Annotated in this window: 19 protein-coding genes; 12 read left to right on the top strand and 7 right to left on the bottom strand. The window is 59.4% G+C overall.

What is annotated here, in order from left to right:
• Positions 1–107: 107 nt before the first annotated feature.
• Positions 108–413 (top strand): FixH family protein, encoded by a 306-nt coding sequence (locus DJFAAGMI_RS03285; RefSeq protein ID WP_043004508.1) that lies wholly within the window; start codon positions 108–110, stop codon positions 411–413.
• A gap of 372 nt (positions 414–785) precedes the next feature.
• Complete coding sequence (locus DJFAAGMI_RS03290) at positions 786–1,049, top strand: hypothetical protein (protein ID WP_211455914.1); 264 nt, start codon at positions 786–788, stop codon at positions 1,047–1,049.
• A gap of 165 nt (positions 1,050–1,214) precedes the next feature.
• On the opposite strand, the gene fnr is transcribed toward DJFAAGMI_RS03290, so the two are convergent.
• Positions 1,215–1,937 (bottom strand): fumarate/nitrate reduction transcriptional regulator Fnr, encoded by a 723-nt coding sequence (fnr, locus tag DJFAAGMI_RS03295; protein ID WP_029158640.1) that lies wholly within the window; start codon positions 1,935–1,937, stop codon positions 1,215–1,217.
• 269 nt (positions 1,938–2,206) lie between these two features.
• On the opposite strand from fnr, the gene hemN reads away from it, so the two are divergent.
• The 5 genes from hemN (at position 2,207) to DJFAAGMI_RS03320 (ending at position 9,591) form a co-directional block, all read left to right on the top strand.
• Complete coding sequence (gene hemN, locus DJFAAGMI_RS03300) at positions 2,207–3,589, top strand: oxygen-independent coproporphyrinogen III oxidase (RefSeq protein WP_211455915.1); 1,383 nt, start codon at positions 2,207–2,209, stop codon at positions 3,587–3,589.
• 3 nt (positions 3,590–3,592) lie between these two features.
• The gene (locus DJFAAGMI_RS03305; RefSeq protein ID WP_211455916.1) at positions 3,593–4,306 is read left to right on the top strand and encodes a sulfite exporter TauE/SafE family protein; all 714 of its coding nucleotides are present in this window, start codon (positions 3,593–3,595) and stop codon (positions 4,304–4,306) included.
• Positions 4,307–4,416: 110 nt separating this feature from the next.
• Positions 4,417–5,661, top strand: a complete 1,245-nt coding sequence (locus DJFAAGMI_RS03310; RefSeq protein WP_349305211.1) for an HD-GYP domain-containing protein — start codon at positions 4,417–4,419, stop codon at positions 5,659–5,661.
• A gap of 2 nt (positions 5,662–5,663) precedes the next feature.
• On the top strand, positions 5,664–8,147 hold the full coding sequence (locus tag DJFAAGMI_RS03315; protein ID WP_249333746.1) for a sensor domain-containing protein: 2,484 nt from the start codon (positions 5,664–5,666) through the stop codon (positions 8,145–8,147).
• Between the two features lie 181 nt (positions 8,148–8,328).
• Positions 8,329–9,591: a helix-turn-helix transcriptional regulator gene (locus DJFAAGMI_RS03320; protein ID WP_211455919.1), complete on the top strand. Its 1,263-nt coding sequence runs from the start codon at positions 8,329–8,331 to the stop codon at positions 9,589–9,591.
• 221 nt (positions 9,592–9,812) lie between these two features.
• On the opposite strand, the gene DJFAAGMI_RS03325 is transcribed toward DJFAAGMI_RS03320, so the two are convergent.
• Positions 9,813–11,015, bottom strand: coding sequence for a GGDEF domain-containing protein (locus DJFAAGMI_RS03325; protein WP_211455920.1), 1,203 nt, complete (start codon positions 11,013–11,015; stop codon positions 9,813–9,815).
• Positions 11,016–11,309: 294 nt separating this feature from the next.
• On the opposite strand from DJFAAGMI_RS03325, the gene DJFAAGMI_RS03330 reads away from it, so the two are divergent.
• A complete protein-coding gene (locus DJFAAGMI_RS03330; protein ID WP_211456714.1) occupies positions 11,310–12,173 on the top strand; it encodes a DMT family transporter in 864 nt (287 codons plus the stop codon).
• Positions 12,174–12,305: 132 nt separating this feature from the next.
• Here the strand turns inward: DJFAAGMI_RS03330 and DJFAAGMI_RS03335 are convergent, their stop codons facing one another.
• Positions 12,306–12,455 (bottom strand): hypothetical protein, encoded by a 150-nt coding sequence (locus tag DJFAAGMI_RS03335; protein WP_003056286.1) that lies wholly within the window; start codon positions 12,453–12,455, stop codon positions 12,306–12,308.
• A 405-nt stretch (positions 12,456–12,860) separates the two neighbouring features.
• On the opposite strand from DJFAAGMI_RS03335, the gene DJFAAGMI_RS03340 reads away from it, so the two are divergent.
• The gene (locus DJFAAGMI_RS03340) at positions 12,861–13,076 is read left to right on the top strand and encodes a hypothetical protein (protein WP_211455921.1); all 216 of its coding nucleotides are present in this window, start codon (positions 12,861–12,863) and stop codon (positions 13,074–13,076) included.
• 266 nt (positions 13,077–13,342) lie between these two features.
• On the opposite strand, the gene DJFAAGMI_RS03345 is transcribed toward DJFAAGMI_RS03340, so the two are convergent.
• The gene (locus DJFAAGMI_RS03345; RefSeq protein WP_211455922.1) at positions 13,343–14,233 is read right to left on the bottom strand and encodes a LysR family transcriptional regulator; all 891 of its coding nucleotides are present in this window, start codon (positions 14,231–14,233) and stop codon (positions 13,343–13,345) included.
• A 122-nt stretch (positions 14,234–14,355) separates the two neighbouring features.
• Here DJFAAGMI_RS03345 and DJFAAGMI_RS03350 point away from each other — a divergent pair, with 122 nt between their 5' ends.
• The 3 genes from DJFAAGMI_RS03350 to DJFAAGMI_RS03360 all read left to right on the top strand — a co-directional run bounded on the left by DJFAAGMI_RS03350 (position 14,356) and on the right by DJFAAGMI_RS03360 (position 17,012).
• Entirely contained in the window at positions 14,356–15,324 is a 969-nt protein-coding gene (locus DJFAAGMI_RS03350) for a Bug family tripartite tricarboxylate transporter substrate binding protein (RefSeq protein ID WP_211455923.1), read from the top strand.
• 72 nt (positions 15,325–15,396) lie between these two features.
• Positions 15,397–16,095, top strand: coding sequence for an RraA family protein (locus DJFAAGMI_RS03355; protein ID WP_211455924.1), 699 nt, complete (start codon positions 15,397–15,399; stop codon positions 16,093–16,095).
• Positions 16,038–17,012, top strand: coding sequence for an NAD(P)-dependent oxidoreductase (locus DJFAAGMI_RS03360; RefSeq protein WP_283245723.1), 975 nt, complete (start codon positions 16,038–16,040; stop codon positions 17,010–17,012). The genes DJFAAGMI_RS03355 and DJFAAGMI_RS03360 overlap by 58 nt, the downstream gene beginning before the upstream one ends.
• Positions 17,013–17,259: 247 nt before the next feature.
• Here the strand turns inward: DJFAAGMI_RS03360 and DJFAAGMI_RS03365 are convergent, their stop codons facing one another.
• The 3 genes from DJFAAGMI_RS03365 to DJFAAGMI_RS03375 are packed head-to-tail and all read right to left on the bottom strand — an operon-like array spanning position 17,260 to position 19,678.
• Positions 17,260–17,676 (bottom strand): PaaI family thioesterase, encoded by a 417-nt coding sequence (locus DJFAAGMI_RS03365; RefSeq protein WP_211455925.1) that lies wholly within the window; start codon positions 17,674–17,676, stop codon positions 17,260–17,262.
• A gap of 46 nt (positions 17,677–17,722) precedes the next feature.
• Entirely contained in the window at positions 17,723–18,856 is a 1,134-nt protein-coding gene (locus DJFAAGMI_RS03370) for a thiolase family protein (RefSeq protein WP_211455926.1), read from the bottom strand.
• A gap of 21 nt (positions 18,857–18,877) precedes the next feature.
• The gene (locus DJFAAGMI_RS03375) at positions 18,878–19,678 is read right to left on the bottom strand and encodes an SDR family NAD(P)-dependent oxidoreductase (RefSeq protein WP_211455927.1); all 801 of its coding nucleotides are present in this window, start codon (positions 19,676–19,678) and stop codon (positions 18,878–18,880) included.
• Positions 19,679–19,698: the final 20 nt, after the last annotated feature.

Consider the following 19,698-nt stretch of genomic DNA (forward strand, 5'->3'; position numbering starts at 1 on the left):
CATGCATCGCGACAGCCACGCAAGGGCATCGCGAATCAGCAACAATTGATGCTGCCCGATTGCAGGTTTGCAATTGGGCAGCCAGATTTCTGAAAAGAGGTTTAACCATGTCGGCAGCACAAGCCAAGGCCCTGCAAAAGGCCAAGATCATCCACCCCGAGGACGGCAAGCCCTGGTGGAAGTTTGCCCATGTCTGGCTCGTCATCGCCGGTCCCGCCGTGGTGGTGGTCGCGGGCATCGTGACCGCCTATATCGCCATGAGCAAGCCGGATCCAGTGATCGACCCCGACTACTATCGTCACGGCATTGAGATCAACCAGCGCCTCACCGAGAGCGAAAAAAGCCTGGCGCCAGCAGTGACGGGGCGCAACCATGCCGCGACGCCGGCCAAGGACCATCCGCTGGATCGCTGACCGAGATTTCAACGCATCCCAAGGCCGCTTCCGCGGCCTTTTTTTGCGGCCCTGGTTGCAGGCTTTTCTGTAGCCGGTGGGCCGTGACGGCGTTCTATGTCTTGGTCGACCGAAGAGTCGGGAGGGCCCCTGCAGTTCTCGGAAGCCGGCAAGGGATGGGCGGGTGGAGTTCAATAACAGGAGCGCATAGCGCTTTGTCACAGGCTATTTCAGATAGATATAGACCCAAAATCGATACACATAAAGCGCTGGAAGCTCTTTAAATAATAGCGGTCCAGGGTTTCCCATCTGAGTGCATGCCCTTGGTATGGCTGGGAAGGTCATGGCAATTGTGCAAAATAGGTTCAAACCCACAGGCCAAGGAGAATCGCGATGGATGCTCGACGCTGGATGTGGATTGTCTGGCCGGCTTTTCTGGCCGCGGCAATCATGGAAATGGTGGTGTTTGCCTTTGTGGACCCGCTGGACATGCACTGGCTGGGCTCGCCTCTGGAATGGTCGCGCAATGGCATTTACACCCTGGCCTTTTTTGCCTTCTGGGCGGTCACCGTGTTCAGCGGACTCATGACCGTCATGCTGGGGCGTTCGGCCAGCGATATGAACCAGGGCATAGTCTCGGAGCCTCTGGTCGAGTAAGGCGCTGCACACAGGACCGCAGTTTCGAACAGGTGGCGGCTTCGGATGGAGGGGCTGGCCGCTCGCTGTGCCGGCGGCCTTGGCGGTGGAAACTCCAGGCAGGTGTTCGCCGTCATCAAAAAAGCCCGCTGTCTGCGGGCTTCGTCTTGAGGGCTGCTGTCGAAGTCAGTCCTGGCATTGCTGGCTGTTGACGATGCGCCTGAGCGCCTCGGTATCCAGAATGCGCAGATGGCGCTGTCGGACTTCGATGATGCCTTCCTCGGCGAACTTGGAGAAGGTGCGACTCACGGTCTCCAGCTTGAGGCCCAGATAGCTGCCGATTTCTTCACGCGTCATGCGCAGCACCAGCTCCGACTTCGAAAAGCCGCGTGCCGACAGACGCTGCACCAGGTTCAGCACAAAGGCCGCCAGACGCTCTTCGGCGCGCATGCTGCCCAGCAGCAGCATCACGCCATGCTCGCGCACGATTTCGCGGCTCATGACCTTGTGCACATGATTTTGCAGTGCCGTGACTTCGCGCGAGAGCTGCTCGAGCTTGTCGAAAGGCATGATGCAGACTTCGGCATCTTCCAGCGCCACGGCATCGCAGGTGTGGTGGTCGTTGACGATACCGTCCAGACCGATGATCTCGCCGGCCATCTGAAAGCCAGTGACCTGGTCGCGACCGTCTTCGGTGGCCACGCTGGTCTTGAAGAAGCCGGTGCGAATGGCGTACAGCGAGGTGAACTCCTCGCCGTTGCGAAACAGCAGCCCGCCCCGTTTGACCTTGCGGCGCGTGGCCACAATTTCGTCAATACGCTCCATTTGTTCATCGTCCAGGCCCATGGGCATGCACAGTTCACGCAGATTGCAGTTGGAGCAGGATGCTTTGATGGTCTGAAGATTCATGGGCTTTTCAGCAACGGCACAGACAGACTTGGAATGGAGAGTCGCGCCGGTCATTGACCTCGTAGTTAGTGATGAGTTGGATCAAATTGTCGCAGTACTTGCCTTGCGCTCTCTTGATATTCATCAAGGACAGTTGGATTGCCTTGGGGCACATTGTTTGCATTCATTCAAAAACATGTGCTTCTGCCCATTATGGGCATGATTTCCAGGATCTGATTTTCTTTGAAATCTGCTCAATGTGGAGTGTGGGCGCACCCTAACTTTCAGTTATGACCGCAGTCACGCCCGAGTTGCTGAGCCGCTTTGATATTCCCGGCCCGCGCTACACATCATTTCCAACAGCCGACCGTTTTGTTGAGGCTTTTGGTGCAGACGACTATATCCTGGCATTGAAACAGCGCAAGACGCATTCGAGCTCACGTGCCTTGCCTTTGTCCGTTTATGTGCATGTGCCATTTTGCGAGTCGCTTTGCTATTACTGCGCCTGCAACAAGATCGTGACCAAGCATCATGAGAAGGCTGCCGAATATCTGGATTATCTGGGCCGTGAACTGGCCATGCATACCGAGCATTGCGGCAAAGGCCAGCTGGTAAGCCAGTTGCATCTGGGAGGCGGCACGCCGACCTTCTTCAGCGATGCCGAATTGCAGCAGTTGATGCTTCTGATGCGTGAGCATTTCAAGCTCGATCTAGCCGGCGAGTATTCCATTGAGGTCGATCCGCGTACCGTGAGCAACGAGAGGTTGAAGACACTCAAGGACATGGGCTTCAATCGCCTGAGCTTTGGCGTGCAGGATTTTGACCCAGCGGTGCAGAAAGCGGTGCACCGGGAGCAGCCAGCCGAGCAAGTCTTTGAGCTGGTGGCCGAGGCCCGCCGTCTGGGCTTTGTCTCCATCAATGTGGACCTGATTTACGGCCTGCCCAAGCAGACATCCGAGTCTTTTGCGCGAACGCTGGCCCAGGTCAATGAGTTGCGTCCCGACCGCATTGCTCTGTATGCCTATGCGCATCTGCCCGAGCGCTTCAAGCCGCAAAGGCGTATTGCATCGGCTGACTTGCCCATGGGACAGGAGAAGCTGAACATGCTCTCCGGCGCAATTGATGCCTTCATGAATGGCGGCTATGTCTATGTGGGCATGGATCACTTTGCGCTGCCCGATGACTCTCTGGCCATCGCCAAGCGTCAGGGGCGCCTGCATCGCAACTTCCAGGGCTACAGCACCCAGCCCGACTGCGACCTGATTGCACTGGGCGTATCGGCCATCGGCAAGGTGGGCGCCACCTACAGCCAGAACGTCAAGACCCTGGAAGAGTATTACGACGCCATTGATGGCGGCATGCTGCCCGTGCAGCGCGGATTGGCGCTCTCGCGTGACGATCTGGTGCGCAGAGCCATCATCATGGCCATCATGTGTCAGGGCTCCGTCCTGTACGAGCCGATGGAGCAGGCCTGGCTGATCAATTTCCGCGAGTACTTTGCCCGGGAGTTGGCTGCACTGGGGGAAATGCAGCGCAATGGCCTGGTGCAGCTATCCGACGAGGGCTTCAAGGTCACGGGCCTGGGCTGGTTTTTTGTACGCGGAGTAGCCATGCTGTTTGATCGATATTTGCAGGCCGACCGAAACCGCACGCGCTTTTCGCGCATCATCTAGCGCATGTTGTTTTCGCTGGTCTGGACTGCTTTGATCATGGGGCTCGTGGGTGGGCCCCATTGTCTTGTGATGTGCGCTGCGCCCTGCAGCGTCGTGACGGGCGCAAGGCCTGCCAGCGACGGTCAGGTCATCGCCTTGCACGGCCTGCAAAAACGCCAATGGCTGCGCACCAGTTTGTTTCATCTGGGACGCATTGCCGGCTATGCCCTGCTGGGCGGAGTGGCGGCTGTGGCCATGGAGAGCCTGGCCTGGCTGACCAGCCAGACAACGGCCTTGCAGAAGCTGTGGACGCTGATGCATGTCGCGGTCATGGCCTGGGGTCTGGCCATGCTGGTGCAGGCGCGGCAACCGGTGTGGCTGGAGCAAGCGGGGCGCTCTGTCTGGACCAGGGTCCAGCCCTGGGTCGTCGCCCCTGGAGGGAGTCTGGCCGCAGGCTTTGCCTGGGCCCTGATGCCTTGCGGCTTGCTTTATTCGGCAGTGCTGGTGGCCGCGTTGAGTGGCGGAGTCTGGCAAGGTGCTCTGTCAATGGCTGCCTTTGCCATTGGCGGCGCAGTGTGGTTGCTGGCGGGCCCCTGGCTGTGGCAGCTGGGGCAGTCGCATCTCAATGCATTGCGGGCGCGCTGGGGCACCAGAATTGCGGGTTTGATGCTGACTGGTGTTGCGAGTTGGGCTTTGTGGATGGATCTGGTCTACAAACCCAGCCTTTGGTGCCGATAAGTCACACAGGAGGGGAATGTTGGTGCAGTTTGCATCCCAACAGACCCTAGTCATGGTTGAGCAGTCATGGAACTGCGGAATAATGTCTCATCTTGTGTGTAGCGCTCAAAGTGAATCGTTTCGTTGCTATTGATATCGGACAACTGCGGATTGGCATGTATGTCCATCTGGAGACTGGCTGGTTGCGCCACCCGTTTCCCGTCAGCAGCTTCAAGATTGTCAATGACGAGCAGTTGCAGACGCTCAGGACCCTGAAGCTCAAGGCCGTACAGGTTGATCTCTCCAGAAGCGATCTGGAGGAGGCTGTCACGCCTTCCGTCGCGCCTCCTCGACCTGCTGCGAGCCATCCGGACAGCGATGCGCATGCCTGGCGAGACAGCATTCTGGGCGTGCAGTCCCGGTTTCTGGGGGCTGTTTCCGTGTTTGACGATGTTCAGGCTCTTTTGCCTGCCAACCCCGAGGGCGCGCGCGCCACGACCGATAGGCTGGTTGCGCAGCAAGTCGTGAAACTGGCGCAGGCTCGAGATCTGAGCCTGCATCTGCTCGCGGATACGGGCGGTGCCACATTCGGTGTTCATGGAGTGAACGTTTCCGTGCTGAGCCTGTTGCTGGGCAAGACGCTGGGCTTGCGCAACGATGTGCTGCAGGATCTGGGCACGGCAGCGTTGCTGCATGACATCGGCAAGCCGGGGCTGGAGATTTCCGCATCTGCCAATGCACTGAATCAAGGCACGGATCGCATGCCGCTGCGAGAGACCGCCTATGCACGGCATGTCGGAGAGTCGGTGGCGTTGGCCCTGTCCATGGGCTATCCTCCCTCGGTCACGACAGCCATCGCCCAGCACCATGAGTGGGCCGATGGATCGGGCTTTCCGCTTGGCCTGCTGGCGACCGATATGGATATTGCCGGACAGATACTGGCGCTGGCCAACAATTTCGAGCGTTTGTGCAATCTGCCACTGCAAGGCAACGAAATGACGCCCCACGAAGCCATGGCCGCACTGTACGGGCAGTATCGCCAGCGTTATGCACCGGAAGTGCTCAAGGCATTCGTGCAGACTCTGGGTGTCTATCCGCCGGGGTCCTTGGTGGAGCTCAGCGACGGGCGCATGGGGGTGGTGGTGTCCGTCAATACCAGCCAGTCTCTCAAGCCGCAGGTGCTGACTTATGACACGCAGACGGCGCAGAAGTTGCGGTTCGTCGATTTGCTTGAATATGTGGGTTTGGGGATTCGGCGCGGTTTGACGCGTAATCAGCTATCGCGCAATGCGCTGGAAGCTCTACAGCCACAAAGACGTCTTTGCTATTTTTTTGACAGTTCTGCAGCACCTGCTGTCGAGAAAGATCTCGCGTGACCATGCCGCAGAGTTTTCTGATCGACCCTCTGCTCGCCGCCATGCTCGATGGCTTGCAGGAGGCCGTCTGGCTGCTGGATGCGCAGAGCCTGCGCGTGCTTCATGCCAATGCGGCCAGCACGCAGCTCACGGGTTACACCCCTGAGCAGGCACGGGAGCAGTATGTCGATGTGCTTTGCGCTTCCCTGGTGCAGAAGGCGTTCTGGCAGGACGCTTCCAATTGGGTGGGCGGCGCGAAATTTCTCACGGAGATCTGTAAGGCGGATGGATCGTTGACGGCCGTGGAGATGGGGGTTGGCTCCATCGCCCAGAACCCGCGCTGGTTGTTGCTCACCATGCTCGACCGCAGCGAGCAGTTGCGACATGAAAGCGAGCTGGACATGCTGCTTGCGGAGTTGCGGGCGACGCTGGAGTCCACCGCAGACGGCATGCTGGTCTGCGATCTGCGCGGCGGCATTCGCGCCTTCAACCATCGTTTCGCAGAGCTTTGGCAACTGCCCGAATCCCTGCTCGTGCAACGTGACGACGAGGCCATCTTCGCCCATCTTGAAGCGCAGACCATCAGCAGCGAGAGCCAGTTCACGCTGTTGCAGGAGGCGCAGGATCTGTCGGCACCCGAGACCTCGGAGGTGCTGCAACTGCTAAGCGGCCGGGTGCTGGAGCGTCGTTCCGTGCCTCAGCTCAGTCGCGGTGTGGCGATAGGGCGGATCTATTCCTACCGGGATATCACGGCGGAATCCAGTTCAGCGACCGAGCTGCGTCTCGCGGCGCGCGTGTTCGAGTCCAGCCTGGACGGCATCTTCATAGCCGATGCCGCGGGGGTCATTGTGCAGATCAACCCGGCGGGCGTGCAGCTGCTGCATGGAAGGTCGGTGCTGGGTCTTGCCGCCTGGGCACTGTTCGAGTCCGAAGGCGGCCCTGTTTCCGATCTGCTGGAGCTGGCATCCGCGCGCTGGGATGTGGGCAGTTTCTGGGAGGGCAATCTTTGGCTCAAGCAGAGCGACGGTCAGCGTTGCGCGGTCTGGCTGTCCTGGGTGGCATTGCGCGACGGCTATGGTCGTCTGGTGCAGAGCATTGGCTTCATGCGCGACATGACCATGCAGCGCAGTGCCCAAAAGCAGATCGAGCAGCTTGCCTATAGCGATGCCCTCACCGGACTGCCCAACCGCCTGAGCTTGAGCCGCCATGTGCAGGCCGCCATCACTGCTGCGCGCTTTACGCAGCAGCCTTTCAGCATTCTGTTTCTGGATCTGGACCGCTTCAAGATCATCAACGACTCTCTGGGCCATGACTTTGGCGATCGGGTGCTCAAGCTGGTTGCTCAGCGGCTGGGCGGATTGCTGCGTCCTGCCGACGTGCTGTGTCGTCAGGGTGGGGACGAGTTCGTGCTCTATCTGCATGACTGCACCGGAGAGGGCGCTTCGGCCGTGGCCGCCCGCATTCTGGAAGAGATGCGTCAGCCCTTCATGCTCGACGGCCTGGGTTTTTCCGTGCAATGCAGCATTGGCGCGGCGCAGTTTCCTGCAGATGGGTTGACGCTTGACGAGCTGATTCGTCAGGCCGATATAGCCATGTATCGCGTCAAGGAGCGCGGACGCGGCAATTTCAGCTTCTACCAGCCGCAGATGAGTGCAGGCCTGCTCTCGCGCATGAAGCTGGAGCACGCCATGCGGCAGGCTCTGGACAAGGGGCATATGGCCGTGCACTTCCAGCCCCAGGTTCATATCCGCTCGGGTCGCATTGTGGCAGCGGAGGCTTTGCTGCGCTGGACGGATCCAGAGCTGGGCGTGATCTCTCCGGCGGCTTTCATTCCGCTGGCCGAAGAGTCCGGCTATGTGGTTGCACTTGATGCCTGGGTGCTGGAGCAGTCGGTACAGGAGGCCGCACGCTGGCTTGCCATGGGCAAGCCCGTCAAGGTGTCGGTCAATGTCTCGGCACTGGAGTTCAGGCAGCCGGACTTTGTGGATCGCCTCAAGCGTGTGCTGGAAGCCAGCGGCTTGCCGGCACAGTGGCTGGAGCTGGAATTGACCGAGAGCATCCTGCTGCAGGAAGCACAGGAAATGGCCTTGCGCGTGCATCAGATTGCAGAGCTGGGCGTGGGCCTTGTGATCGATGACTTCGGCACCGGCTATTCGAGCCTGGCCTATTTGAAAAAACTGCCGATCTCCAAGATCAAGATCGACCAGAGCTTTGTGCGCGGCCTGCCTCACGACGCGGGGGACAAGGCCATCGTGGGCGCCATCATCAGCATGGGGCAGGCCCTGGGCGTGGAGCTGGTGGCCGAAGGTGTGGAAACGCAGGAGCAGTGCCAGGCCATAGAGCAGCTCCAGGGCGACTACTTTCAAGGCTATCTGTGTTCGCCGGCCTTGCCAGCGGAGCAATTCAGAAAGCGCCTGGAGCAAAGCGCATCCGAGCAGGCATCCGGCGCACAGCCGTACTCGCCGGACGAAGATGGCAGCGGTATTCATATTGCAGGTCTGCAATAGACACTGGGCATGCGTTTGCGCTAGGTTTTCCATCGTCTGATTTGACGATGCGCAGTCTGTGCGGGCTCGGCAAGATCAAGGCATTTCTTGGGCCGACTGCCGGGCACCTACAACAATGAACAATGCGTGCAGAGTTGAGCAACTGTGCAGTGCTGATGGGCCGGACTTTTTGAGATAGCCAATGCCCAAAAGCGAATACGCAAGTTTTGACTTCTACAACTACAGCTCGGCCGCTCTCGAGGCCGTAAATGGTTTTTCTGTCGGCTTTTCTGCTCCGAGGCATGTCGAGTCCGGTGCAGCTGGCTCGCTGGATGAAACTCCGCTTATCAGCACCGAAGCCATGAGTCTGCTGATTGCAGCGCTGTATGAGTCCGCCATGGATCCGCAGCACTGGAAGGTTTTTCTGGAACTGCTGCGTTCTTGCGCCAATGGCAACTACGCCTCGCTCGTGGTGCGCGACCCCCATGGTGAAAATGTGGGCTGGGTAATCTCGGCAACTGGAGGCCGTTCGGAGGTCATTCCCTACGACCCCTATGCGCAGTGGAGTCCGTTTCTCGGCATTGCCAAGGACCAGGTGCTCACCTTGCGGGATGTGATGACGGAGTCCGAATGGCATTCCTGCCGCTACTACACCGACTGGTGCAAGGGGGTGGACATTGAGCACATTCTGGCCGTGGACGTCATGACCGATAACGGCTGCTCCTATGGCTGGCGTATCACGCGGCCTGCGAGCGCCGGTGCATTCGAATCACGGCAGCTGGACCTGGTGCGCATGCTGGTGCCTCACCTCAAGCGGGTGCTGAACATGCAGCTGAATCTGCACCGTGACCGGCAGGTCATATCGCTATATGGGCGCGCCACCGCGCAGCTGATGATGGGGGTGGTCATTCTCGATCAGGCCGGGAAAATGATAGAGGCCAATCCAGCGGCGACAACCATTCTGAATCTGGGCGATGGCATACGGGTCAACAACGGAGCGCTCGAAGCGGTCTATGCGAATGACAATCGCAAGCTGCAGCGTCTGATCCGCGATGCCTTGTTTTCGCCCAGGCTGGAGCGGGCTTCGATGACGGAGGGTATGTCCATCACCCGCCAGTCCGGTCAGCTGAATTGGGGCGTGGTGGTGCAGAGCATCTCTGCCGATGAATGGACTGAAGGCAAGCAGCGTCCCAGCGTAGCGGTTTTTCTGCGCGATACGACGGGCAAGGCGGAGCCGCCCGTCAAGCTCACGCAGCAGCTCTTCCATCTGACTCCTGCCGAAACCGCAGTGGCCACGCATTTGAGCAACGGCATGTCTTTGGAAGAGGCTGCGGAGGCTCTGGGCATCAAACCCAATACCGCGCGAGCCCATCTGCGTTCCATTTTTTCCAAGACTGGGGTTCGTCGTCAGACAGAGTTGGTGCGACTTTTTCTCAACAGTGTGGCCTGGCTGGGCAATCAATGATTCTGGTCCGGACCCGCAAGCTCGTCTGCACGAGGGCTCTCGCGTCTTGCGCAGTTTGGACTTGATCGCTTCCGGGTCATGCCGCACGCGCATTGTGCCAGCAGGTACCTGCTCTGGCGCGCTGTAGTGCTGCTCTAGCGCGACCGTTGGGCTGGAGTTGTTCCTACATGTCGACGAAACCGTTTCTTGGCGGATGTCTAGGGAATATGAATCCGGAAGTCCTAAGCTGCAGGTCTGTTTCGCTGCTGAAGGGTTTTGTCGGAACTATCCGGGTAGACAACTCCCGATACATGAACTCGATCGCGCCCCGCATTTTTGGCTTGATAGAGCAGTTGATCAGCTTCTTTCAGCGCTTGCTCAAGCTGGAATGACTGAGTGATCGAAGAAATGCCAAAGCTCATGGTCAGTTTGGGGCCCGATGGAAGAACCGGATTCTTGGCCCCGAGGTCACGCTGTATGCGCTGGGCAATGAGCTCTGCATCGCACGGTGTTATGTCGGTCAACAGCATCACAAACTCTTCGCCGCCGAATCGGGCGACCAGGTCCTGCTCCCGCACATTGTTTTGCAAGGTCGCTGAGACAAGCTGCAGCACTTTGTCGCCACGTTCGTGGCCCCAAGCATCGTTGATGCGTTTGAAGTGGTCTATATCGCAGGCTAGCACGGCCATGGGGTAGAGCCTCGGATCATCCAGCCGCTTTTGGGCATGCTCCTGAAAAGAGCGGCGATTCAGTACCTGGGTCAATGCATCAAAGTCACGTTCCCTGCGCAGCTTGTCCACGGTTTCCTTCACTGCAATGGCGGTCATCACCACGGTGAAGAGCAGCGAGAAATTGAGAATGCTCACCAGCGTCAGAATCCAATAGGGCGATCTTGGCAGGGAGCGCAGATCCGAGTATCCAAGCAGCCAGATCAGGGCGGGCCGAGTGAAGGTGTAGGCAGTGAAGATGATGCTCAGCCAGAGCAGCGATCGATCGAGCCAGTCAAACGAATTCTTCCTTGAGCGCACCTGCAGTATGGGCAGCAGTAAAACAAGACCGGAGCCTATGCTGAAGGAGCTCACCCGAGCCCAGACGTTGGGCTCGACCCGGCTGAACTGATACAGCGCTGCCAAGGTGGCGATGGCTATCACCGATACCGCATAGGGCTGGGTCGATACGCGCCATCTCTCCGACCAGCTCTTGGCAAGACACCAGGCACTCAGCAGGTAGAAGCTGCCGATGTGCAAGGCGTAGTGATTGAGTTCCTCCAGGGGCAGCAGGCTTTGCACACCGAGAGGCAGGGCGGTAAGCGAATAGGCGCAAGCTTGCCAGAGCAGAAAGCGCTGAGATCTTTGAGCGAGCCAGGCGATGATCAATATGGCTGCGAGAGCCAGTATTGCCAGTGATGGCGTCAGAACCAGGAGGAAGTCGTTGTTCGCGAACATCTGACCAGAGCCTTCTCGACCAAAGATCGAAACGCAGCAGCATTGCCTGCTCTCCAAATACAAAGCGACAGGCGACAGTCGCCATTCATACAGCTTGATATGTGACTTCACAAGCTATCGCAATGCCTATTGTCGATCTGCGTCATCTGGACCCTGGGTACAGATGGTTGTCAATGTGGCCGCAGAGGGGGGCGAGCTTCGGATTCAGAAGGGCCTCTGAACAAAAAAAGCATGCTTGGTCATGGACGGGCGGAGTGGGAAAATACTGCGACCAGTCTCTTTGTCGGGTTCGAGATGCCCTTGTTTCGTACCGCTGCGTTGACCTGTTTGGCGATGGCTGCCTTTGCGGCCAATTCACTTTTGTGTCGGCTGGCGCTGCAATCCCACTCTATTGATGCGGCAAGCTTTACGGCGGTGCGCCTGGCTTCAGGCGCAGCAATATTGGCGTTGGTGGTGGGCTTGAGGCGAGCCTCCTGCGTTGGCGTAGGCAACTGGTGGTCGGCTGGTTTTTTGTTCGCTTATGCCGCAGCTTTCTCATTCGCCTATGGGAGTCTTTCGGCTGCGGCTGGCGCTCTGCTGCTGTTCGGGGCGGTACAGGCAACGATGGTGGGTGTCGGCCTTTGCCGCGGCGAGAAACTTGCACCACGGCAGTGGGGCGGTCTGATGCTGGCCTTTGGCGGCTTGGTGGTGCTGCTGCGACCCGGATTATCGGCACCGCCCCTGGGCGCGGCTTTGCCCATGATTTTCGCTGGGGTCTCCTGGGGTCTGTACTCCTTGCGCGGCAAGGGGGCCACTGACCCGATTGGCGTGACGGCAGGCAATTTTCTTCGGACCGTACCTTTTGCCTTGCTGCTGCCCCTGCTGATGCAGGACCGAGCCTCATTGAGCTATGCGGGACTGGCTTATGCGCTGTGCTCAGGGATGCTGACCTCGGGGCTGGGATACGTCGCGTGGTATGCCGCACTGCCTCATCTGAAGGCGGGAGCTGCGGCATCCGTACAGCTCAGCGTTCCGTTGCTGGCAGCCATAGGTGCTGTTTCCTTGCTCGGAGAGCCTTGGACCCTGCGGTTGACACTGGCCGGTGCCGCCATTCTGGGCGGAATTGCATTGGTGATGGTTTCTTCCCCGATCGGTGGACCTGCTTCATCAGTGAAATAGCTGCTTCTTGTTGCAGGCCGATGTGGCGCCAGAACGACCTCCGATCGGCTCCTGCACATGTTCTTGGAGATGGAAGCTTCAGAAACAAAAAAGCCACCGGGAAGGTGGCCTGTACTTGTTGAGGGGGACTGCTTAGAAGGCGTCGACGCTGTATTCACCTTCGGGTGGGTTCTGGGAAAGCATGCTCAGAACTTCCTCCGGGGAACGCGGATCAGGCATCGGCGTCATGATCTCTTGATTCGTCGCTTTGAGTTCTGGATAGGCGGCGTACAGGTAGGTCATGGCTACTCCTTGAAGAGGTGGATAGAAGCTGATTTGTTTCTTTTTAACGCCTGATGATGTCAGTTGGTTGACAGAAATGTAAACGTGGAACTGTGTCGGCATTCTTGTGCAGGAACTGCATGGCTCTTTCGTCCAGCCATCTGTCATATCCCCTTGTGCTCAGGCATGCGCCATGCAGTCTCCGTGTTGGGAAAGATGGCTTCTTGGCAGGGGTGATAGAGCAGAGCAGCTCCCGGCAGATGGTGAGCGCCCATGTCCCATGGATTCAGGGCTTCCAAAAGCAAAGCGCGCGATTTGCGGGTTGGTGTACGCATTAGGTAGGCAAAGCGGTTGTTCAACAAGAATTTACAAACGGCCTGCCCAGCAGGAATAGCCTGAAAGGCTCCAATTTTTCAAGGAGTTGCCATGAAAGCGCTATTTTTGGTGGCGGCGGTTGCCAGCATGCTGGCAGCTTGTTCCATGATGCCGGGGCGCGATGCAGGATCCAATGCCCAGCAGACCATGGGGAGCAGTGATGTGCGCTATGAATGGGGGCGTGGGGCATATCAGGGGCCGGGCACCACGGCGCTATGGTCCGGCGGGGATGACACTTCCGGAGGCCTGGGCTGGCGCCGGGATTAGGGGCAAGGTCACAGCTGAAGCAGCCATTGGCGGGCCGTCATTGAATATCAGACACTCGAGTCCGTTTCTTCAGGCTGGGCATGCCCTGTCGTCCAGTTGGTCGGGCGAGTTGTCGCTGGAGTGCGGAACTGTGACGTCCAGCCATAGGGGCAGATGCAAGCGGCTTTGCTGGCTATTGCTCCGGCAATGAAGCTGATTCTTGCGCTCCGGATGTTCCATGTTCATCCAGACCGCCAATGCCGAATGCTTGGGTGAGTTGACCAGTCCTAATCGCTGACTGCAGCGCTGGACAGCAGATCTATCAGCAATCTGGCTGCGGGGGCGACATAGCTTTGCTCGCGGTATGTGACAACCAGTCGCCGGGTCATGGTGGTTTCCTTGATGGGCACTTCGCGCAGGCGTGATGCTGCAGGCGAACTCTCCAGGTGATGGCGTGAGATGAAGCTGAGCAGCTTGGTCTCGGCGATCAATGTGGGCAGCATCAAAAGCATGGTGCTTTCCACCTGCACACGAGGGCGAGGCAGGCGCTTGCGGTCAAACGCATGATCAAGCCAGTCTCTGGTAGGAGCGCCAGGAGGTTGCAGCACCCAGCGATATGCCATCAGATCGCGCAAGTTTGCTTGCATGCGGTGTATTTCATGCTCTGCACTGGCGGCCACGACGATGGTGTCCGAGGTCAGCACCTGTGAAATGTAGCCAGGCTCATCCGGGCCTTCGGTGCCCACCAGCAAGTCAATCATCCCCGCCTGCAGTTGCGGGCGCAGCGTGTCGACCAGTCCCACCACGGTTCGCAAGGTGACTTCCGGAGCCTGGGCCATGAGCTGGCGTGCAGCTTGCGGCAACAGAAATTGCGCGGCGGTAGGCACGATGCCCACGCGAATATGGCCGCGCAGGCCGAGTGCCATGTCTGCGATTTCTCGCTTGGCATCCTCGGTGTCAAAGCGCAGGCGCTGAGCCCATTTGAGCAAAACCTGGCCGGCAGCCGTCAAGCGGATGCCGCGACCTGATTTTTCGAACAAGGGGGCGCCGCACTCTGCTTCCAGCCGGCGGATGCAGCTCGTCAAAGCCGGCTGGGTGCGGTGCAGACGTTCTGTGGCCTGCCCGATATGTTCGAGCTCCGCAATGGTTTCGAAGTAGCGAAGATCACGCAGGTCCATAGCAAAAGCAAGATTGATGTATTTGGAAAAATTATCGATTGGACTGTATCTTTTGAAGCATCAATACTCAAGCACATCACAAAAAAGCCGGCGCTGTGGCCGGCAATCCATCGGAGACAAACATGTTGCTGAACCGCCGTACTTTGGTCGCTTTCTGTGCTCTCGCTGCTGCAGCGACCTCGTACGCTCAAACTTATCCCAATCGTCCCATCCGAGTTGTCGTTCCCTTCCCTGCAGGGGGAGGGACAGACATCATTGCGCGGGAGGTCACGCAAAAGGTGACCGGCGCCACGGGCTGGGTCTTTGTGGTGGAGAACAAGCCCGGTGCCGCAGGCAACATGGGCGTGGACATGGTGGTCAAGGCCCCTGCTGATGGCTACACCCTGGTGCTGGGACAGTCCAGCAACCTGGCAATCAGCCCCGCCTTGTACGCCAAGATGCCCTATGACGCGCTCAAGGACCTCACGCCGATCGTGCAGGTTGCGAATGCGCCCTTTGTCCTGGTCACAGGCACCAGTGCACCCTACAAGACACTCGCCGATGTGGTGAAGGCGGCCAAGGCCAAACCCAGACACCTCAATTTTGCATCTCCCGGCAATGGCACGGTGGCGCATCTCACCGGCGAGCTGCTGCAGTCGGCCGCTGGTATCAAGATGCAGCACGTGCCCTACAAAGGCGCGGCTCAGGCATTGACCGATGTAGTCAGCGGAAATGTGGATCTGTACCTGGGATCCGTCCCCACGCTGATTGGCCAGATCCGGCAAGGCAAGATGCGTTCTCTGGCCGTGACGTCTGCGAAGCGGTTGGATGACCTGCCCGAAGTGCCAAGCATCAACGAGTCGGGTTACAAAGGCTTTGATGCCGTGACATGGTTTGGATTGCTTGCGCCTGCCGGCACACCCAGGGAGGTGATCGCCAAGCTCAACGGCGAATTCAACAAGGCCCTGAGTCAGTCGGACCTGCGCAAGAAGCTCAGCGATCAAGGCGCCATCCCTGTCGGAGGCAGCCCCGAGCAGTTTTCCTCCCTGATCAAAGAAGACATCGTGCGCTGGGGCCAGGTGGTCAAGCAGTCCGGTGCGCGCATCGACTGACCGACCGATTCGGTTTCCTCTTTCCTTCTCACCCCTGAACCGGCCGGAATGCACCGGCCCCTGGAGATTCTTATGAGTCAAGCCGCTGCATTGCCTGATGTGGTTCGCAATATAGAGCGTGTGGATGCACAAGTGGTTGCACAGGCAGCCCAGTTTCCTTCGTCAATCCTGGCCGATGTGGCTGGCCGCCGTGGGGGACTGCATGGTCGGATTGCGCCGCTGGCTCCCGGCATGCGTTTTGCGGGGACGGCCATCACCGTCGAGGTGCGCCCGGGCGACAACCTGATGATTCATGCTGCCATGGCAGTGGCGCAGCCAGGGGATGTCATTGTGGTGGATGGCAAGGGCGATCTCTCTAGCGCCCTGATGGGGGAGATCATGTCGCAGCAATGCATGGCCCTTGGCATTGCCGCCGTGGTGATTGACGGCGCAGTACGTGATAGCGAAGCCATCCGAGAACTGGGCTTTCCCATGTACGCCGCCGGCCTGAACCCGAATGGACCAACCAAGTTTGTGCCTGGTCGTCTGAATCATCCCATCTCCATTGGAGGCGTGACGGTGTACCCGGGTGACCTGGTGGTGGGTGATGCCGATGGCGTGACTGTCATTGAGCGCAGCAAGGCAGCGGCGATGCTGCCGCTGGCCGTCAGCAAGGTGGCTGCGGAAACCAAGCGCATTGCCGACATTCGCAACCGCATAGCGCTGGCACCGGTATGGCTGGATGCTGCGCTGCGTTCTGCCGGCGTGATCCGGGAAGGAGAAACACTGTGATTAAGCGGCCGGTCTTTTTGGTGACAGGCGCAGACCTTGCGCCTCAGGCCCTGGCGTTGCTGGCTGATTTCGACATGGTGTATGCGGGAAAGACGCCCACCGAAGATGATGTGGTGCGCCTGTGCAAACAGCATGACCCGGTGGGAATCATCGTGCGCTACAGCAGGGTGGGTGCACAGGCCATGGACGCGGCACCCAGCCTGAGGGTGATTTCCAAGCATGGCAGCGGGACGGACACCATAGACAAGCAGGCTGCAGCCCAGCGCGGCATTCAGGTCGTCGCTGCAGTGGGGGCCAATGCTGCGGCCGTGGCGGAGCAGGCGCTGGCGCTGATGCTGGCCTGCGCCAAGTCCGTGATTCAGCTCGATCAACGCATGCGCGCAGGTCATTGGGACAAGGCCACGCACAAGAATGTAGAACTTGAAGGGCGTACTGTCGGCGTCGTGGGCTTGGGGGCCATCGGGCTGCGCTTTGCCAAAGTGGCAAATGCCATGGGCATGAGGGTGTTGGGCTTCGATCCTTATGCCCAGAACCTGCCGACCTTTGTACAGCGGGCAGACTGGAGCAGCATTCTGAGTGAATCGGATGTCATTTCTCTGCATTGCCCGCTGACGAATGAGAATGCCCATCTGCTCAACGCCAGCAGCCTGGCTGCATGCAAATCGGGTGTTCTCATTGTGAACACAGCCAGAGGTGGCTTGATTGATGAGTCGGCCTTGCTGGAAGCAGTGAGGAACGGTCGGGTAGGGGCTGCAGGCCTGGACAGCTTCGCGATAGAACCCATGGCGCATCCGCATCTGTTTTGCGAAGAGCCGCGTATCGTGCTCAGTCCCCATATCGGCGGAATCACGGCCGATGCCTACGTCAAGATGGGCGTTGCAGCTGCACACAATGCGCTGCAGATCTTGAGAGCCTAGGTCAAACAGGCAGCTTGCTATGGCCCTGATCGAAGAACAGTCAGGTCTTTGGCAAGCGGGTCACGGAAGAGGAGAGCACGCTGTGAACTGTCACCACAGCGCTTCCCGATGCGAGAGCAGAATCAGACTGCCCGGAAGTCCGCCAGAAGATCTCATTGCCGCCATCGGGGCTCAAGGCATGGAGCTAGTGGCGCTGGAGGGACATGCGTGGCCATGCCATGCAGTGCCTAGCATGGCAACTGGCTCTCTACCAAAGAACGATCTGCGAGCAGCGGAACAGCGACAGCTTGCGCCCCTTGTCATCGAACACGGTAGCCGACCACACCTGTGTTGTCCGTCCCAGATGCTCTGCCACGGCCTCCACCTGCAAGATGCCTTGCTTTGCGGTACCGAGGAAGTTGGATTTCAACTCCAGTGTGGTGAATCCTTTGGCGCCCTCGGGTAGATGCACCAGGGTCGCATAGCCGGCGCAGGTGTCGGCCAGCATCACCTGCGTGGCAGCATGCAGGAATCCGTTGGGGGCCATCATCCATGGCGCAATGGTCATCTCCATGGTCATGCGGCCTTCGTCAATGGTCAGCGGTCGCGCGCCAAAGGTATCGGGCAGCGTTCCACGCTGGCGTTCAAACAGGCTGTCCAGGGTTTCGGTGGTGCGGAGCATCATGGCTTCCTTGAGTGGAGTTGGATTTCTGGTCTTGGCTGATCTGACTTCACGGTCTCTCCAGCACCGTAGCAATACCTTGTCCGCCGCCTATGCATTGGGTAGCCAGGGCATACCGTCCTCGCTGCCGCGCAAGCAGGGCCGCTGCCTTGCCCGTGATGCGCGCCCCCGTTGCACCGAGGGGATGGCCGATGGCCAGCCCACCTCCATCCATATTCACGACGGACATGTCCAGGCCAAGGTCGCGGATGCAGGCCAGCGCCTGCGATGAAAAGGCTTCGTTGATCTCGATCACGTCCAGATCGGCCACCGTGAGACCTGCACGGGCCAGCGCCTTGCGCGTGGCCGGGATCGGCCCTATGCCCATGATCGCGGGGTCCACCCCTACGGTCGCGAAGCTGCGGATGCGTGCCAATGCCTGAAGATCATGGCGTTGCGCAAAATCATCGCTGGTGACCAGCACGGCCGCAGCGCCATCGGTCAACGGCGATGAGGTGCCCGCAGTGACCATGCCATCAGGTCGGAAGGCTGGCTTGAGCGCTTCCAGGGCTTCTAGCGTGGTGGCCGGGCGTATGCAGCCATCGCTGTCCACCAGCTCTCCGCCTGGCAAGGGGATGGGGATGATTTCGTCGGCCAGCCGCCCCTCGTCGCGAGCCGCTGCGGCCTTCAGATGGGATTGCAGCGCCAGTAGCTCCTGGTCGGCTCGGCTCACGTTCCATCGCTGGGCCACGTTCTCCGCTGTTTCGCCCATGGATATATAGGCATCGCTGCTTGCCAGCAACCCGGGGTTGGGCGAGAAGTTGAAGCCGCCCTGCGGCACCATCGTCATCGACTCCACGCCCACGCAGACAAAGGCATCGCCCATGCCGGCCTCTATCTGCGCGGCGGCGATGTGCACCGCTTGCATCGATGAGCCACAAAAGCGATTCACAGTCATGCCGCCCACAGTCTCGGGCAGGCCGGCCAGCAGGCCGACTATGCGTGCCAGATTGTTGCCCTGGGCAGCCTCCGGATAGGCGCAGCCCAGAATCACATCCTCCAATAGAGCGGGATCCAGGTCGATGCGCTGCAGCAGGCCCTGGACCACCTGGGCTGCCAGCGTGTCGGGCCGCACGTCGGCCAGGCGGCCCTTGCGGGCGAAGTGGAACGGCGAGCGCGCATAAGCGGCGATAACGGCTTTCATAGCAGGGGCTCCTTTTGCTAATCAGTGCGCAGTGGCATAGCGCTGGGCGACGGTATTGCTGGACAGCTGGCCTGTCATGGCGCGACGCGCAGCTTCATAGGCATCCCATTTCTCGCCGGCATGCAGTGAAGGGATAGTGACCTTCTCGCCACGCGCAAAGCCCAGCAGGGCTGCATCGACCAGGTCTTGCGCGCTCATCACGATGCGTGCATCGAGGTTCTCCACCGGCAGCCCCCCAGCAGCCCAGAAGTCCGTTGCTGTGGCTCCTGGCAGCACGGCCTGTACCTGAACCCCTTTGTCAGCCAGCTCATGCTGAAGCGACTGACTGAAGGCCAGCACGAAAGCCTTGCTGGCGCCGTAAACGCCATTCAGGGTTTCGGGAGAGATGGCGACGATGGACGCGATGTTGATGATCGCTCCGTGGCCGCGAGTCACGAAGCCAGGAGCGACTGCATAGGCCAGCCGCATAGGTGCTGTGACGTTCAGATCGATCATGCGGCTCATCTGCTCAACGTCGCTGTGCAGCAATGGCGTGTGTGTGCCCATGCCGGCGTTGTTGACCAGCAGGGTGATGCTGGCGTCCGTGCGCAATTGTTGCTCCACGCGCGCCAGATCGGCTCGGTCGTTCAGGTCCGCTGGCATGACTGCTGCCGAGCGGCCGGTGCGTGTGCTGATGCTGCTAGCCAGCGCATTCAGACGTTCGCGGTTGCGCGCGACCAGGATCAGGTCATAGCCGCGTTGCGCGAGCTTTTCTGCATATAACGCACCGATGCCGGACGATGCCCCGGTGACGAGTGCGGTACCCAGGTGGGTTTGTGCCATGTTGAAGCTCCTTAGGGTTG

The sequence above is a fragment of the Comamonas brasiliensis genome, assembly GCF_018292285.1.
GTDB lineage: Bacteria > Pseudomonadota > Gammaproteobacteria > Burkholderiales > Burkholderiaceae_C > Comamonas > Comamonas brasiliensis.

Bases quoted from the DNA above. Each gene is read 5' to 3' on its own strand.
- DJFAAGMI_RS03285 (WP_043004508.1), top strand. From the start codon at position 108: ATGTCGGCAGCACAAGCCAAGGCCCTGCAAAAGGCCAAGATCATCCAC.
- DJFAAGMI_RS03290 (WP_211455914.1), top strand. From the start codon at position 786: ATGGATGCTCGACGCTGGATGTGGATTGTCTGGCCGGCTTTTCTGGCC.
- fnr (WP_029158640.1), bottom strand. From the start codon at position 1,937: ATGAATCTTCAGACCATCAAAGCATCCTGCTCCAACTGCAATCTGCGT.
- hemN (WP_211455915.1), top strand. From the start codon at position 2,207: ATGACCGCAGTCACGCCCGAGTTGCTGAGCCGCTTTGATATTCCCGGC.
- DJFAAGMI_RS03305 (WP_211455916.1), top strand. From the start codon at position 3,593: ATGTTGTTTTCGCTGGTCTGGACTGCTTTGATCATGGGGCTCGTGGGT.
- DJFAAGMI_RS03315 (WP_249333746.1), top strand. From the start codon at position 5,664: ATGCCGCAGAGTTTTCTGATCGACCCTCTGCTCGCCGCCATGCTCGAT.
- DJFAAGMI_RS03320 (WP_211455919.1), top strand. From the start codon at position 8,329: ATGCCCAAAAGCGAATACGCAAGTTTTGACTTCTACAACTACAGCTCG.
- DJFAAGMI_RS03325 (WP_211455920.1), bottom strand. From the start codon at position 11,015: ATGTTCGCGAACAACGACTTCCTCCTGGTTCTGACGCCATCACTGGCA.
- DJFAAGMI_RS03330 (WP_211456714.1), top strand. From the start codon at position 11,310: ATGCCCTTGTTTCGTACCGCTGCGTTGACCTGTTTGGCGATGGCTGCC.
- DJFAAGMI_RS03335 (WP_003056286.1), bottom strand. From the start codon at position 12,455: ATGACCTACCTGTACGCCGCCTATCCAGAACTCAAAGCGACGAATCAA.
- DJFAAGMI_RS03340 (WP_211455921.1), top strand. From the start codon at position 12,861: ATGAAAGCGCTATTTTTGGTGGCGGCGGTTGCCAGCATGCTGGCAGCT.
- DJFAAGMI_RS03345 (WP_211455922.1), bottom strand. From the start codon at position 14,233: ATGGACCTGCGTGATCTTCGCTACTTCGAAACCATTGCGGAGCTCGAA.
- DJFAAGMI_RS03350 (WP_211455923.1), top strand. From the start codon at position 14,356: ATGTTGCTGAACCGCCGTACTTTGGTCGCTTTCTGTGCTCTCGCTGCT.
- DJFAAGMI_RS03355 (WP_211455924.1), top strand. From the start codon at position 15,397: ATGAGTCAAGCCGCTGCATTGCCTGATGTGGTTCGCAATATAGAGCGT.
- DJFAAGMI_RS03360 (WP_283245723.1), top strand. From the start codon at position 16,038: ATGGCTGGATGCTGCGCTGCGTTCTGCCGGCGTGATCCGGGAAGGAGA.
- DJFAAGMI_RS03365 (WP_211455925.1), bottom strand. From the start codon at position 17,676: ATGATGCTCCGCACCACCGAAACCCTGGACAGCCTGTTTGAACGCCAG.
- DJFAAGMI_RS03370 (WP_211455926.1), bottom strand. From the start codon at position 18,856: ATGAAAGCCGTTATCGCCGCTTATGCGCGCTCGCCGTTCCACTTCGCC.
- DJFAAGMI_RS03375 (WP_211455927.1), bottom strand. From the start codon at position 19,678: ATGGCACAAACCCACCTGGGTACCGCACTCGTCACCGGGGCATCGTCC.